At 64.2% G+C, this 257-nt stretch carries 1 protein-coding gene; it reads right to left on the bottom strand.

The genetic code is table 11. The features are described from left to right. Positions 1-257, bottom strand: a 257-nt coding sequence (locus CVH10_RS22245; RefSeq protein WP_369335969.1) for a ribonucleotide reductase N-terminal alpha domain-containing protein, incomplete at both ends; no start/stop codon positions are given.

Genomic DNA, 257 nt, shown 5'->3' with positions numbered 1-257 from the left:
GCGACGCGAGCCAGACATTCTCGTTCCACGTCCGCACGATGCCGTCGAGGCTGTCGGGCACCGAATTGAGATAGCAGCTGATCGGCAGGCCGCGACCGGTGCCGCCGTTCGACAGCACCGGCGTCGCCGGCATGAACCACAGGCGGCTCATATAGTCATAAAGGCGCTGGGCGTGCTCGGCGTCGTCCGAGAAAGCGGTCGAGACGCGGGCGAACATGTCCTGATAGCTTTCGCCCGCCAGCAGATAGCGATCTTCC

Origin of the sequence: Halomonas sp. ND22Bw, from assembly GCF_003011945.1 — a bacterium.
GTDB lineage: Bacteria > Pseudomonadota > Gammaproteobacteria > Pseudomonadales > Halomonadaceae > Halomonas > Halomonas halophila.
The sequence above is the reverse complement of the archived record's forward strand: the minus strand, read 5'-3'. Positions and strand labels throughout refer to the sequence as shown.